Annotated in this window: 13 protein-coding genes; 2 read left to right on the top strand and 11 right to left on the bottom strand. The window is 37.5% G+C overall.

Annotated elements, in window-relative coordinates; genetic code table 11:
• Positions 1-66: 66 nt before the first annotated feature.
• The 7 genes from KI343_RS08065 to pruA all read right to left on the bottom strand — a co-directional run bounded on the left by KI343_RS08065 (position 67) and on the right by pruA (position 9,343).
• Entirely contained in the window at positions 67-537 is a 471-nt protein-coding gene (locus KI343_RS08065; protein WP_212925903.1) for a DUF4306 domain-containing protein, read from the bottom strand.
• Between the two features lie 298 nt (positions 538-835).
• Positions 836-1,735 (bottom strand): arginase, encoded by a 900-nt coding sequence (rocF, locus tag KI343_RS08060; RefSeq protein WP_212925902.1) that lies wholly within the window; start codon positions 1,733-1,735, stop codon positions 836-838.
• Between the two features lie 451 nt (positions 1,736-2,186).
• The gene (locus KI343_RS08055) at positions 2,187-3,539 is read right to left on the bottom strand and encodes a YjiH family protein (RefSeq protein ID WP_374705421.1); all 1,353 of its coding nucleotides are present in this window, start codon (positions 3,537-3,539) and stop codon (positions 2,187-2,189) included.
• Positions 3,540-3,634: 95 nt separating this feature from the next.
• A complete protein-coding gene (gene nhaC, locus KI343_RS08050; protein WP_212925901.1) occupies positions 3,635-5,053 on the bottom strand; it encodes a Na+/H+ antiporter NhaC in 1,419 nt (472 codons plus the stop codon).
• 137 nt (positions 5,054-5,190) lie between these two features.
• Complete coding sequence (locus tag KI343_RS08045; RefSeq protein WP_374705420.1) at positions 5,191-6,462, bottom strand: Glu/Leu/Phe/Val family dehydrogenase; 1,272 nt, start codon at positions 6,460-6,462, stop codon at positions 5,191-5,193.
• A gap of 37 nt (positions 6,463-6,499) precedes the next feature.
• A complete protein-coding gene (locus tag KI343_RS08040; protein WP_212925899.1) occupies positions 6,500-7,699 on the bottom strand; it encodes an ornithine--oxo-acid transaminase in 1,200 nt (399 codons plus the stop codon).
• 96 nt (positions 7,700-7,795) lie between these two features.
• On the bottom strand, positions 7,796-9,343 hold the full coding sequence (gene pruA, locus KI343_RS08035; RefSeq protein WP_212925898.1) for an L-glutamate gamma-semialdehyde dehydrogenase: 1,548 nt from the start codon (positions 9,341-9,343) through the stop codon (positions 7,796-7,798).
• A 228-nt stretch (positions 9,344-9,571) separates the two neighbouring features.
• On the opposite strand from pruA, the gene KI343_RS08030 reads away from it, so the two are divergent.
• A complete protein-coding gene (locus tag KI343_RS08030) occupies positions 9,572-10,927 on the top strand; it encodes a sigma-54 interaction domain-containing protein (RefSeq protein ID WP_212925931.1) in 1,356 nt (451 codons plus the stop codon).
• 190 nt (positions 10,928-11,117) lie between these two features.
• On the opposite strand, the gene KI343_RS08025 is transcribed toward KI343_RS08030, so the two are convergent.
• The gene (locus KI343_RS08025; protein ID WP_212925897.1) at positions 11,118-11,579 is read right to left on the bottom strand and encodes a DUF4306 domain-containing protein; all 462 of its coding nucleotides are present in this window, start codon (positions 11,577-11,579) and stop codon (positions 11,118-11,120) included.
• Between the two features lie 152 nt (positions 11,580-11,731).
• Complete coding sequence (paiA, locus tag KI343_RS08020; RefSeq protein WP_212925896.1) at positions 11,732-12,256, bottom strand: spermidine/spermine N(1)-acetyltransferase; 525 nt, start codon at positions 12,254-12,256, stop codon at positions 11,732-11,734.
• A 276-nt stretch (positions 12,257-12,532) separates the two neighbouring features.
• Here paiA and KI343_RS08015 point away from each other — a divergent pair, with 276 nt between their 5' ends.
• A complete protein-coding gene (locus KI343_RS08015; RefSeq protein WP_212925895.1) occupies positions 12,533-12,961 on the top strand; it encodes a VOC family protein in 429 nt (142 codons plus the stop codon).
• Positions 12,962-13,110: 149 nt separating this feature from the next.
• On the opposite strand, the gene KI343_RS08010 is transcribed toward KI343_RS08015, so the two are convergent.
• Together KI343_RS08010 and KI343_RS08005 are read right to left on the bottom strand one after the other, a co-directional pair.
• The gene (locus tag KI343_RS08010; protein ID WP_212925894.1) at positions 13,111-14,268 is read right to left on the bottom strand and encodes a pyridoxal-phosphate-dependent aminotransferase family protein; all 1,158 of its coding nucleotides are present in this window, start codon (positions 14,266-14,268) and stop codon (positions 13,111-13,113) included.
• Between the two features lie 262 nt (positions 14,269-14,530).
• Entirely contained in the window at positions 14,531-15,100 is a 570-nt protein-coding gene (locus tag KI343_RS08005; protein ID WP_212925893.1) for a cysteine hydrolase family protein, read from the bottom strand.
• Positions 15,101-15,587 lie beyond the last annotated feature (487 nt).

The following is a 15,587-nucleotide window of genomic DNA, read 5'->3' as shown; positions in this document are numbered from 1 at the left end:
TTATTTTTTATATTACCAATCTTTATAGAATAAATCTACTATTAAACACCCCTTACTCTCCATTTATCATGTCTTAACAAACCAAGACTGGATAGTTAATTTATTTTTAACAAACCATCCGCTTATAACACATGCCATTCCGCTTAGCAGAAATGTGAGGAAAAAGCTTTTCCCGCCTCTTGTATCTGCACCGAAGAATAACATACTTAAAAGTGCCAGCACGCCTGAAAGCCCCCACAAATAAAGGTGGAACATCTTTCTTTTCTTGGAAAGCATATACCCGAACAAACTCAATAAGTATAGGCCTGCCATCAGCATAATAATGAAATAAGTGGGTGAAAATTTTGCCGCATAGACAAAGTAATCCCAAATAACAAGTTCATTCGCCTGCGTTATTTCTCCATGAAGCATATTGGAAAATGGTGTTGAATAATTCCATTCAAAAGAATCCGTGATAATGCCGCTTCCTTCATACCATGTAAATAATGTGCATATAGCCACAACACAGAGGCATAGAGCTATTTGTAATCCAATCATAAAGCTTTTCAACTCCTTTTTAAATGTATATCTAATATTGCCCTTAAACAACTGAAGTATCTGGAGGAACTGAGAGAATGGTTGCTGGGTGAATTCGGGTAATAAATTGCACGCCTACTAAGGCAGCCATGTAAAGTGCCAATCTAATACCCAATATAAGCCATAAGTCTTTTACTGACCCCGTATTTACAATGATTTTTTATGGAGAATAGGATAGAAATACCTCATAAACTCAGATTTACTGATGATTTATGAGGTATTTTTATACTCACTTAGAATTCAGGTTATTTTTTAAAGGTTAATCCAGCAACCTTTCACCAAATAATGAACCAAGTAGAGCTACAGCTACTTCAGCAGTTTTATTCTTTTCATCTAATATCGGATTTACTTCTACAAATTCAGCAGAAGTAATGATTTGAGCCTCCTCTAACAATTCCATGGCTAGATGACTTTCTCGATAACTAATCCCGCCAATAACCGGGGTACCGACTCCAGGGCAATCTTTTGGGTCTAGACCATCTAAATCTAGTGATAAGTGGACACCGTCTGTATCTCTTAAATCATTAATAGCAGATTTCATAATGTGATGCATCCCTAATTTGTCAATTTCATGCATGGTATACACTTTTATTCCAAGTTCTTTAATCAGTTTTCTCTCCCCATCGTCGAGATCTCGCGCACCAATAATCACAACATTTTCAGGTTTAATTTTTGGACTGTATCCCCCTACTTTTGTTAAGGAAGGATGGCCGATGCCTAAACTGGCTGCGAGTGGCATCCCATGAACATTTCCAGAAGGGGATGTTTTCTCATCATTCAAATCGCCATGTGCATCATACCAAATGACACCTAAATTTGAATAATTACGTGCTACACCTGCCAATGTTCCAATCGCAATACTATGGTCTCCCCCTAAAATTAAAGGAAACTTGCCTTCTTTAATTTGTAGATTAACTTTTTCTGCAAGTATTGAATTTGCTTTGACTACTGCTTCTAAATTTTTTAAATTAGTAGTTTCTTTCTCTTCCTGCTTTGATTGTATAATTTCAATATTACCAGCATCTATCACTGTATGTCCTATTGCTTTTAAACGATTAACGACACCTGCATAACGAATAGCACTTGGTCCCATGTCAACTCCACGTCTCGATTGACCTAAATCCATAGGAACACCTAAAATAGAAATATCTTTTTTCATAATTAACTCCTCCCTGCATTATACCAACTCTATCTTCTTAGTTTAATTTCTCACTTGCTGCTTCTTTAAATTTAATTCTATTCTTTTTTGTACTTCAGGTTCAGATTCACCAAATATTGCACTAACCCAATGTCCATCAGTTGGATTTGGGGAAAGTGTATAATTAAAACCAAATTGATTTTTTGCTCTATAGCTATGGTTTTTCTTTCCGCCACTACTTCTACATAGAAGGAGTGGTTAAAACATTCAAATTATCACCTGAGTAAACAGTCATTTAATAATCATTTGCTGCTTCTCTTTGGATTTCTTCTTTATCAGAGGCACGACCACCCGCTAATTAATAATCACGTTAGACCAGGTACCGATAATTATTAAAAAGTTTTTCAAACTTGTCCCCTTAATTCAGCCGTTATCCCCATACAAAATACACCGATGCAAATTGCGTTTTGGCCTAGAAAATAAGATGTGCCATCAAAACTATAATTGGCAATGAAATGATTGTGCGCTGCAAAAAGATAACTACTAAATCAAGAAAGGATACGGGTATTTTAGACCCTAATAATAACCCACCAACCTCTGACATGTAGATTAATTGAGAGATCGATATACAGCCGATAACGAAACGGGTCAAGTCACTTTCGATTCCACTTCCAATTATCGCTGGCAAGAACATGTCTGCAAAGCCAACAACCATTGTTTGTGCGGCTTCGGCCGCTTCCGGAACTTGCATAATTTCTAAGACTGGAATAAAGGGTGCACCTAGCAGTTTAAATACGGGTGTATATTCCGCAGCAATTAGTGCTAATGTTCCAACAGCCATTACTACTGGAAGCACGCCTAACCACATATCTAATACGTTTTGTATACCGCGTTTTAAAACCTTTGAATAGTTTTGATTCTTTTTTGCCTGCTGAACTGCTCCCTGTATTCCCCATTTAAAAGAAGACATATCATTGGGCGCAGCCTCATCCACTTTTTCTTTTTCACCATAATTAGTATTAGACTTTCTAGACAGCGGAGGAATTCTTGGAATAATAATAGCACAAGCAAGACCTGCAATTATAAGTGTTAAATAAAAGGGGCCAAAATAGGAATCAAGTTGTAGGTAACTGATAATAACAATTGAAAATGTAATGGAAACGACTGAAAATGTTGTTCCTATTACTGCTGCTTCACGCTTTGTATAAAAACCATCTTCATATTGTTTGCTTGTTAAAAGTACACCGATTGTTCCGTCACCAAGCCAAGATGCTAAGCAATCAATGGATGAACGGCCAGGCAGTGTGAACAATGGTCTCATGAACTTTGTAAATAAGGCGCTGCATAACTCCAGAAGACCAAAATCAAGGAGTAGCGGAAGAAATAAGCCCGCAAATAAAAATACAGAAAATAGGACAGGAACTAAATCATAAAGTAATAATCCACCCGTATTTTCAGAATTGAATGCAGTTGGGCCGACGTTAAATAAGGCGCATATAGAAAATATCATTCCAAGAACCCTTACAATTTGCCAAATCCATGATACGTTAAATAATTTATCAAGAAATGGTGAGTTCGAAATATAAGAAGGTTTAAAAATTTTAGCTTGTAAGGATAATAAAGCTGTAATAGCGATAAGGAATGTTGCTATGTTTGGTAAAGCCCCCTCTAAAAAGCTTTGAACATAATTTGCCAGAATCGCCACTGAAATAGTAAATTCACCATTTATCGATAAAGGAATAACAAATAGGAAAATTCCTATTAAAGAAGGGACAATAAACCGTAGATAATCACTAACCTTATAAGGCTTTTTATAAGACTCCATTTGTTCGCCGTTTTTCATTTGTTGTGCTGTATCTTCCAAAGAGTTCATCTCTCCCTATATAAATTTCCCCTAAAAAGGGAACCAATTTCTTCTATTCAGATTACCTTTTTTGTTTGTTTTAGAGCATCTATTTTTTTATTTGGATTACGGTATACAATCGATCTTCCAAGTAAAGTCAAAATAATAGATAGCAGTGGTACAGTGAAATTTAAAATAGCATATGGTGCGTATTGGAAGGCATGTACACCTAAAGTAGCAAAGATAAACACTCCGCAGGTATTCCATGGAACAAAAACAGATGTTAATGTGCCTCCATCTTCTATTGCACGAGACAAGTTTTTGGAATGCAGATTTTGATTTTCATATGACTTTGCATACATTCTAGCCGGAACAACAATCGAAATATATTGTTCTGAACAAGAAATATTGGTCGCAAAACTAGAAAAAACAGTAGTTATAATTAAACGTTTAGCTGTCTTTGCTATTTTCGAAATTCGCTGGACAATTATTTCTAACATTCCTGTATTTTCTAACACCCCTCCAAAAGTCATCGCAACAATCGTTAGGGATACAGTGTACATCATTGCTTCAATTCCACCACCATTGAACAGCTCGTTTACCATACTGTTTTCTGATTCAATGGCGTATCCGTTCTGGAGCGTGGAGACAGCAATATTTAATGCATCCCCCTGTATAAATAACTGGCTGAAAGACCCTAACACAATCCCAACAACCAGTGCTGGAACAGCCGGCACTTTAAACATACATAGTACAATAACAGCAAGCGGAATAAGTAACAACCAAGGAGAAATTACAAAGTTACTTTGCAAAGCTAACATAGTATTTTCAATATCTGCTAAGCTTGCTGCTTTTCCCTCAATATAACTTCTTCCAAGAAGCCAATATACCATTAAAGCAATTAATAGTGATGGGATGGTAGTTATAAGCATAAATTTAATATGTTCAAACAAATCTGTTCCAGTTAAACCAGAGGCAAGATTTGTCGTATCAGATAATGGAGAAAGTTTATCTCCAAAATATGCACCTGAAATAACAGCTCCTGCAATCATTGCCGCTGGTAATCCCATACTTAAACCAATCCCCATACCAGCAACCCCGATGGTCGCCATCGTAGACCATGAACTGCCAATAGCAAGGCATACCACGGCACATATAATGCAGATAGAAACCAGAAATAAAGAGGGCGTCATCATTTTTAATCCATAAAAAACCATTGTTGCGACAATGCCACCGCCTATCCATGAACCGATAGTCAACCCTACTAGAATAATAATAACAATCGCCGGTAAAGCAAGCTTAATTCCTTTATACATACTTTCTTCAATATCTTTCCATGTAAACCCTGCTTGTTTTGCAATTATTGCAGCTGCAGCTGTACCAATCATCAAAGGTAGATGCGGGTCACCTTTTAATCCCACAATCGTAACAGCCATTGCGGTAATCATGATAATTAATGGCAAAAGCGCTAACCAAAAAGAAACTTCTTTCTTCATTTTTCCCCTCCCCCTTTATATCTTTAACCAAATAGAGGAAACGCTTACATTATAACTTGTTTTGCCAACCAAAATATAACAGCTTTAAAAAACAATTATACTTTGGTTGACATATAAAAGTGTAAACAATTTAAGATCTAAACCCAACCTCTAAAATGGGAAGCCTCAGCGGTTTTTCGAATACCCACAATATAAGAAGCGAGTCGCATGTTTACTTGGTGTTTTTCCGCTGCAGCAAATACTTTATCAATGGAATCGATAAGTAACTGCCGCATACGTTCAGCTACCTCTTCTTTAGACCAGTAAAATCCCTGGTTATTTTGCACCCATTCAAAATAAGATACAGTTACTCCACCTGCGCTTGCAAGGACATCTGGAATAATTAAGATCCCCCGTTTGCTTAAGATTTCTGTTGCTTCCAGTGTAGTCGGACCATTAGCTGCTTCCACAATAATCGACGCTTTAATTTTTGGAGCATTATTTGCTGTTAATTGATTCGCAACGGCTGCTGGAACTAAAATATCACATTCTTTTTCCAGCAAGTCTTTATTGGAAATTCGATTATTAAACAAATTTGTAACTGTTCCAAAACTATCGCGACGATCTAACAAATATTCAATATCTAGTCCCTCATAATCGTATAAAGCACCATGTGCATCAGAAATACCAACAATTTTTGCTCCCGCTTCCTGCAAAAACTTAGCAAGAAAACTACCTGCGTTTCCAAATCCTTGAATAATAATCCGGGCATCCTTCAAATCTAAACCTTTTTTTCGTGCAGCTTCTTCAATACATATTGTAACACCTTTTGCTGTTGCTGTTTCCCGACCATGCGATCCGCCAAGGACAAGTGGTTTTCCAGTGATAAATCCCGGGGAATCAAATTCACGAATCAGGCTATATTCATCCATCATCCATGCCATGATTTGTGAGTTTGTAAATACATCCGGCGCTGGAATATCCTTAGTCGGACCAACAATTTGACTGATTGCCCGTACGTATCCACGGCTTAATCTTTCAATCTCGCCTAGAGACATTTCACGGGGATCACAAACAATGCCACCTTTCCCTCCACCATAAGGCAAGTCAACAATTCCGGCTTTTAAGCTCATCCACATAGATAATGCTTTTACCTCTGCTTCATTAACTTCTGGATGAAACCGCACTCCACCTTTAGTTGGTCCAACAGCATCATTATGCTGTGCCCGATAACCTGTAAATACCTTTGTCTTCCCGTCGTCCATACGGATAGGAATACGAACTGTCAGCATCCGCATTGGTTCTTTTAACAATTCATACATATCATCTGAATAACCAAGATAACCAATTGCTTCTTTAATAACTTTTTGTGTTGATTTAACAATATCTAATGATGCCTGTTCCCTTTTAGCTTGAATATCCTCATTCATTACTCCCATATGTCACACCCCATTTAAAAGGTCTCCCTTATTTTGATAGAACACGGTTTATTTTTTCGATTGCCCAATCCAATTCTTCCTTCGTAATCACAAGCGGCGGGGCAAAACGAATGGTATTTTCGTGCGTTTCTTTACATAGAACGCCCACTTCTTTTAACTGCTCACAGTACTTACGGACAGGATGATTGAATTCTACCCCGATAAATAATCCCCGTGCACGAACTGCTGTTAAATCATCATTATCCATTGCTCGTAAAGCCGAGGCAAAATACTCCCCTAATTCTAAGGATTTCTCCACTAAATTTTCTTCTTCAATTACTTCAATTGCTGCTAGAGACACTGCGCAAGCTAACGGATTTCCTCCAAAAGTAGACCCGTGTGAACCTGGAGTAAATACATCCATAATTTCTTTATTTGCTGCGATAGCCGATACTGGAAAAACACCGCCTCCTAATGCTTTTCCCATCACAAAGATATCTGGGGTCACATTCTCCCATTCACAGGCAAACATCTTTCCAGTCCGGGCAAAACCTGTTTGTACTTCATCAGCAATAAAAAGAATATTATTTTCCGTACAGACGTCCCGAATTGCCTGTAAATAACCTTCAGGCGGAATAATGATACCTGCTTCTCCTTGAATTGGTTCCACAATTACAGCCGCTGTATTAGGAGTAATCGAATCACGAATTGCTTGCACATCACCATATTCTACTTTTTTTATACCTGGCACAAATGGCCCATAATTTTTAGTGGCTTCTGGATCATTTGATAAGGAGACCGCATTTAATGTCCGACCATGGAAATTACCTTTCGCAGCAATAATTTCTGCTTTATTGTCCTCCACTCCTTTGATTTCATATGCCCAGCGGCGGGCTGCTTTAATCGCTGTCTCAACTGCTTCAACCCCTGTATTCATCGGCAACACTTTATCTTTTCCTGTTAATTTTGCCACCCGTTCCGTCCATGGACCAAGCTGGTCATTATGGAAAGCGCGCGAAGTTAATGTTACTTTATCTGCCTGTTCATGTAATGCATGGATGATTTTTGGATGGCGATGTCCCTGGTTTAATGCTGAATACGCACTAAGCATATCCATATATCTATTTCCTTCAGGATCTTTCACCCATACACCTTCTGCCTCCGTGATAACAATTGGCAATGGATGATAGTTATGCGCACCATAAGTATTTGTTCGCTCAATAATGTCATGTGATTTTACGATAGTCATCAAATTTCCTCCTTAAATGTCAGGGATAATTGTGTAAAGTACGTACGTTTTCTTCCGTTCACACAATTATTTCCCCTTGTCGCCTTTTATCTAGCTTTAATACATTTCTGAAACAGTTTTCGCCAGCATATGAAGCCCAAGATAATCTGGACCTCCTGCTTTTGAATCAGTTCCAGACATTTTAAAGCCGCCAAATGGATGATATCCTACAATTGCGCCAGTACAATTCCGGTTAAAATATAAGTTTCCAACATGAAATTCCATTGTTGCTTTGCGGATGTGCTTACGATTATTGGTAATTACAGCACCGGTTAACCCATATTCAGAGTTATTTGCTATTGCAAGTGCTTCATCAAAGTCATCAGCTTTGGAAAATGCCACCACTGGTCCAAAAATTTCTTCTTGCATAATACGTGCTTCTACATCTACATCTGCAAAAATCGTAGGGGAAATAAAATACCCTTTCGTATCATCCCCATTTCCACCCGCTACAAGGCGTCCTTCTTTTTTACCGATTTCTATATAACCCATAATTTTATCAAAGGATTTTTGATCAATTACCGGCCCCATATATACATCATTTGATGTTGGTTCACCTACAGTTAATTTTTCTGTATGTGCAATGACTTTTTGCAATACTTCTTCATACACATCTTTATGGATAACGGCACGTGAACCCGCAGAACATTTTTGACCAGAGAACCCAAATGCTGAGGTAACAATCGCATCTACAGCAATATCTATGTCTGCATCCTTATCAACAACTACCGTATCTTTTCCACCCATTTCGACAATGACACGTTTTAAATGGCTTTGTTTCTGTTGGACAGCGCTTGCTCGCTCATAAATTCTTGTTCCAACATCGCGTGAACCAGTAAACGTAATTAACGATGTTTTCGGATGATCTACCAAATAATCACCCACTTCTGCTCCACTTCCAGGCAAGAAGTTGATGACACCATCTGGAACACCTGCTTCTCGTAATACTTCTACAAATTTAGCTGCAATCACTGGCGTTGCACTTGCCGGTTTTAAAATAACTGTATTTCCCGTAACCAGTGGAGCTACTGTTGTTCCTACCATAATCGCAAACGCAAAATTCCAAGGTGGAATTGTTACTGCTACTCCCATTGGAATGTAAAAATAACGATTATGCTCTCCTTCTCTGCTAAGGATAGCTTTACCTTGATCAATTTCCAGCATTTGTCTTGCATAATATTCCATAAAGTCAATGCCTTCAGCAATATCCGCATCAGCTTCTTTCCATGGTTTGCCGGCTTCCTTAATAAGAAGGGCTGTAAATTCACTCTTCCTACGACGAATAATTGCAGCTGCTCGCAATAGAATATTGCTTCGATCTACCGCTTCTGTATATCGCCATGTTTGGAAAGCTTGATCTGCTGCTCCAACTGCTTTTTCTGCAAGGGCTTGATCAGCTTTTGATACTGTACCGATAATTTCCTCTTTCTTCCCTGGATTATAAGAAACAAGTTTTGCTTCTGTTGAAATATTTTCTCCCCCAACTAATAACGGATAATCCTTACCGAGATCCTTCTGAATATGATTTAATGCATTTTCTAACACTTTTCGGTTTATTTCTACTGTAAAATCTGTAAAGGGTTCGTGTTTATATGGTGTCAGCATGCTATACCTCCTAAAATAAATTGCACTCACTATTCTTACATGCAATTTTTATGCCAAATTATAAAAACGCATTATGAAAGTGTTTCCAAATTATTAAAGAAAAATATTTTTGCATTGTAGAAAGGTAACCGAAAAAATATTTTGCACTATTTCTATTTATCTATTAAACTAATTCTCAAAGGAGGGTTATTTTTGAAAGAAAACAAGGTATCAAGGAGTCTTGAACAAATGAATCACTTATATCAATTATTGGTAGATGAAATCAATGTTGGTATTCATGTTATTGATCAGAATAGAAATACCATCATATATAATAAAAAAATGATGGAAATTGAATCCATGGTAGATACCGAGGTACTTCATAAAAATCTTTTAGAGGTTTTTACATTTCATGAAGATGAACGCAGTACACTTGTACAAGCATTAATGACAGGGAAAGTAACCAAAGATGTAAAACAAACTTATTTTAATAATAGAGGGAAGGAAATCACAACCATTAATAACACCTTTCCTATTATCGAAAATGGTAAAATTACGGCAGCCGTGGAAATTGCGAAAGATATTACCCAGCTAGACCATGTTATTAAGAAAAACGTGTTAAGAAAAAGAGAAAATAATTATACTTTTGACCAAATCATTGGCTGTAGCAAGCCATTTTTAGCAGTTGTGGAAGAAGCAAAACGAGCTGCCCGCACCTCTTCGTCTGTGCTAATTGTTGGCGAAACAGGAACTGGAAAAGAATTATTTGCCCAAAGCATTCATTATGCGAGCCCAAGATCCAATGCTCCTTTTCTAGCACAAAATTGCGCTGCCATCCCCGAAAATCTAATGGAAAGTATATTATTCGGAACTAAAAAAGGAGCATTTACCGGAGCATTGGATACTCCTGGTCTATTTGAGCAAGCTGATGGCGGAACTTTACTTCTGGACGAAATCAATTCTCTCGATCCAGCCTTGCAAGCAAAGCTATTACGCGTTATTCAGGAGAAAACCATCCGTCGAATCGGTGATACGAAAGATAAAAAAGTAAACGTCCGAATTATTGCTACAATTAATGAAGATCCTATTGACCTTATTGCAGATAAACGATTACGAAAAGATTTATACTATCGTCTCAGCGTGGTAACTTTATTTATCCCACCGCTGCGTGAAAGAAAAGAAGATATCCTTCCACTTAGTGAAACGTTTATCCATAAATATAATACTCTATTTCAAATGAATATAAGTAGGATTAGTGAGGAGGTAAAAGCCATTCTATTCCAACATGATTGGCCGGGAAATGCTAGAGAACTTGAACATACTATTGAAGGAACAATGAATTTAATTAGTGATGAAACAGAGATTCAAATACATAACCTGCCGTTTCGATTACGGAACCGTTATCAGAAAGAAGATAAAAACACGCAACCAAGTTCCTTACATACAAAAACCTTGCAAGAAAAAATGGCAGAGGTGGAAAAGCTCTATATTTTAGAAGCATTAAGAGAAAATAATCATAACGTTTCTCGTACTGCAAAAATTCTTGGCATGAGTAGACAAAATTTGCAATATCGAATTAAAAAATTCCAACTATCATTGAAATAATCACGTACATCAATACTCTGTACGTGATTATTTCAATTACCCTTTCCATTTACAGAGTCTCTAGGTGAAGAAAATCGGTTTACAAACATTTTTTTCGACTAAAAGGATTATCTTTCACAAGTTTCGTTGTTGCACCTTCAACGCTATTTCATATCCGTTGTAAATGTATTTGTACCCTTTGTTCTCGTTGTTACCAGGACTGGATAGTTAATTTATTTTTAACAAACCATCCGCTTATAACACATGCCATTCCGCTTAGCAGAAATGTGAGGAAAAAGCTTTTCCCACCTCTTGTATCTGCACCGAAGAATAATATACTTAAAAGTGCCAGCACGCCTGAAAGCCCCCACAAATAAAGGTGGAACATCTTTCTTTTCTTGGAAAGCATATACCCGAACAAACTCAATAAGTATAGGCCTGCCACTAGCATGATAATGAGATAAGTGGGTGAAAATTTTGCCGCATAGACGAAGTAATCCCAAATAACAAGTTCATTCGCCTGCGTTATTTCTCCATGAAGCATATTGGAAAATGGTGTTGAATAATTCCATTCAAAAGAATCCGTGATAATGCCGCTTCCTTCATACCATGTAAATAATGTGCATATAGCCACAACACAGAGGCATAGAGCTATTTGTAATCCTATTACCATTGTTTCTTACTCCTTTCATTTTTTTGATGCACGAATAATTATTCACTATTTATAGGTTCCTGCCCTGCAAGATATCCGTCCGTATCTAAAGTCTCTTCTCCATCTGCTCTGCAATTTACTTAGAATCAGAAGTCCCTTCTTTCTTCAGATGATCAATAATACTCCAGTGTTTTCGTCATAATAAAATCCGTTTGTTCATCGTCTCCCATAAAAAAGGAATGTGACCCCGTCTGGACAAAGCCATTCTTCTCGTAAAAAGTCAGTGCTTGATTATTATACTCCCATACGCCCAGCCATATCTTCTGCTTCTTTTTGGCCTTTGCTATTTCTATTGCTTTATCCATCAAATATTTCCCTAATCCCTTTCGCTGAAATCCGCTCCGAATATAAATCCGTTCTATTTCAAGCGCGTCTTCGCCCATTTCTTCCGTTTGAGCATCATCCGTATTCAGCTTCATATATCCAGCGATCTGATCATCATCATAGATAAAAAAGAAAGCCGAATTGGAATGTGCCATTTCCTTTTGGAGCTTTTCTAATGTATATGCCTCTTTCAAATAAGCTTGCATATTCTCTGGTGTGTTCTGCTCTTGAAATGTTTCCACAAATGTTTCAACGCTAATTTTCCGAAGTTCTTGCAAATCAGCTAGACTGCAAGGTTTCATTTTAATCGTCATCCTTTTATCTTCCTTTCAATTCATGAAATAATTATGCTTATTCCCTTCTCTACAAATCAGCAAGTATAAGGAGAATAGCGTTTACATATCATGTTATAATTTCATTATGTATTTAAAATTAGGATTTTTCTAATATCGACCAAAAGAGAAGCATTGCTGAAAAGTCAGTGCTGATAGAAAGCCGCTTTAGAAAAACTGTTCCGTTAGCTTGTATAATAACTATTATTATATCAACTAAATAACAAGGCATAAATAATCTTTCATAGGAGGAATACGATGTTTCAAATTGGCAGTATATTTATCCCCGTAACGGATATTGAAAAATCTACAGATTGGTATAAACAATATCTTGGCGCTAAACTAATTGACAGCTGGGAAGGTAGATCAGGATTATATTTACCAATCGGATCAACGCAATTAGGCCTGATAAAAGTGACGGAATCGCAGCCCACGGAGTTTACTATCAAAGGAAGCCAAAAGAATTCCTACTATAATTTTGTCGTGGATGATATTACAGCTGCCCATCAGCACTTTAAAAGCAATGACATAGCAACTACCGAAATCATGCGTTTTGGTGACATGAAGTTCTTTGACTTTTTTGATTTAGATGGAAACCCATTTAGTGTAGTAAATGAGATGAAAGGTTCACCTTACCACTCAGATAATATTAGGAAAATGCAGGAGAAAGATTCAAAAAGCCGTTAGCAAAAGGTCTCTTTATGATTCTTTATGATTCATACTATTATTTTTGAGGCGGGCGCTTTACGGATGGTTCTCCGCGGGTGCAGCTTCCCACAAGTTTATTCAACTTACGGGAAGCCTTAATAAAACAAGCTTTATAATCGATTAATCGATTACTTTTTTAATGAAGACAAGAAAACATTTTGCGCTGCCTTTACCCCGGCGCCACTCTCAAATGGATAGGAAAAGTCCTGCAGACCTGCTTCCATTAAGGAAACTGCTTGAAGTATATCGCTGGGGAAGCAATATCCCATATGACCAAATCTAAAAACTTTGCCTTGGAGCTGGCCAAGACCGCCAGCAAAATCAAGATGATACTTTTTCTTTAAGTGTGTTAAGTAGGCTGCAAGATCCAGTCCCTTTGGGGTACGAATTGTCGTTAATGTTGGTGATGCATGCTCATCACTGGTCAGCAACTCAATAGAAAGGGCTCTCATGGCTTCGCGAACCATATTTTTCATGACTTCATGGCGTTCTACTGTTTTTGAAAATCCACCCTCTTCCTCAATTAAATCACACACAGCAGATAACCCCATAATCAATGAAATTGCTGGTGTATTAGGTGTCATTGATTGTTCTGCCCAATTTCGGTAACTTAATAAATCTAAATAATAGACCGTTGTACGATTAGCCTCTATGACCTTCCAAGCTTTTTCACTTACAGCTAATAAAGCGAGTCCCGGCGGAAGCATAATGGCTTTTTGGGAACCAGTTACTAAAATATCGATACCCCATTTGTCCATTTCTGCAGGAGCGCCTCCAATACAGCTTACTCCATCCACAATAAATAGAGCGTCTGAATGTTCGTGTACCGCCTCTGCCAATTGCTTGACCGGATTTAAAATACCTGTAGAAGTTTCATTATAGGTCACAAAAACAGCCTTAATATTGGATAATGGTTTTAAAAAGTTAATGAGGTCTTCCTTCGTACATGCTTCTCCCCAACTTTTTTCAAGTTTATGGACATGCAATCCATGTTTTTCGCATATCGAAACAAAATAATCCCCAAAAGCGCCTACCGTGACAACGACTACTTCTTCACCGGCGGAAACAGTATTGACTACAGCCGCTTCTAATGCTGCTGTTCCACCTGAAGGGAGAAGCATAATATCTTGCTTCGTTCCGAATAAGGTTTTCACACGTTCTGTCGTTTCTCGATATAGCCTGGTAAATTCCTCTGAACGATGGCTAATCATATTTTGTGCCATTGCCAATTCCACTTCTTTAGGAACTGGAGTAGGACCAGGATGCCTCAAAATATTTGGATACATAACTTTTCCCCTCTCAATAATCCATTATTTTTTGCATATTTAAGTGAATTCCCAATTATATGAATCTATAACAAAAATATTATCATTGTTCCATTGGAAAGTATAGTTTGTTCTATTCGTTGGACATTAGCAAATTTATGAAAAGCACTTTCCCATTATGCTAGGAAAATAACGTATTAGAAAATTTGACAGTAATAACACAAAAAAGCTGCAATCACAGGCATTTATACGGCCTTTCTATCGTCCAAAAATGGGTACTCTTTTATGATTTCACATCCCTAAACTTCTCCACTTTCGCTCCAAGCGAACCTTCAAAATGCCCCAACGCCCAATCATGGCCAGCCTGGTTAAACGAAGCAACAGCATCTTGATACACGACAATGCGAAACCCTTTGTTATAGGCATCGACGGCTGTATGCAGCACACAAATATCGGTACACACTCCAACCAGATGTACTTCTTCAATATTTCTTTCCCGCAATTTTATTTCTAAATCTGTTCCGGCAAAAGCGGAATATCTCGTTTTATCCATGTAATAGACATTTTCCTTGTCCTGATTTGCTTTATAAACCTCTTGCAGGCTGCCGTATAGAGATCTACCTTTTGTATCGCGAATATTATGAGGCGGGAACAGCTTCGATTCAGGATGATGGGAATCGTCCTGATCATGGATATCTACTGCAAAAACCGTGTAGTCTCCATTTTGTATAAATTGTTCTGTCACAGCAACAATGACCTCTTCTAACTTCTGACCAGGTTCCCCACAAGTTAAAGCGCCTTCATCGGCAACGAAATCAAATGTATAATCAATGTTTATTAATGCCTTTTTCATCCTTACACCCTCATTTCTTATAAATTTGTCAGGTATTATTATTCATTCCGTCCTATACAGTACTTCGATCAAACCTAAGCGGTATTTTCACTACCCTATTCTACTTCAGTATCTCCCTATAAGTAATTTTAGTACTATTCTTGTTACATATCCCTCTCACTTTTATACGCCTGCCTCCATTTCAACTATATTTTCTATTCTATTATACAATATATTAATCTCCACATATTAATCCTAAATTAAAAAGGCGATATTTATATGCTCATCCTTTTTCATCTCCCAACTAGTATGAGTTTTTATAGATGTGGATAAAACAGGTTTCTTCCTTCGTATTCCTATATCCACAACTGAATCACGACCAACTTAATTCTTGTTAATAGACAGACGTAATCGCATCATTTGGCAAAACAAATTGTTGATACTTCCAGCTTTGTGGCTTACTATTATGCCTGTAGAATCTTCAGAGAAAGTTGTCTGTTTAAACGTT

Origin of the sequence: Oceanobacillus sp. J11TS1, from assembly GCF_018333215.1 — a bacterium.
In the GTDB taxonomy this organism is placed as follows: domain Bacteria; phylum Bacillota; class Bacilli; order Bacillales; family Amphibacillaceae; genus Oceanobacillus.
Note: the sequence above shows the minus strand (reverse complement) of the source record. Positions and strands in the feature narration are given on the sequence as shown.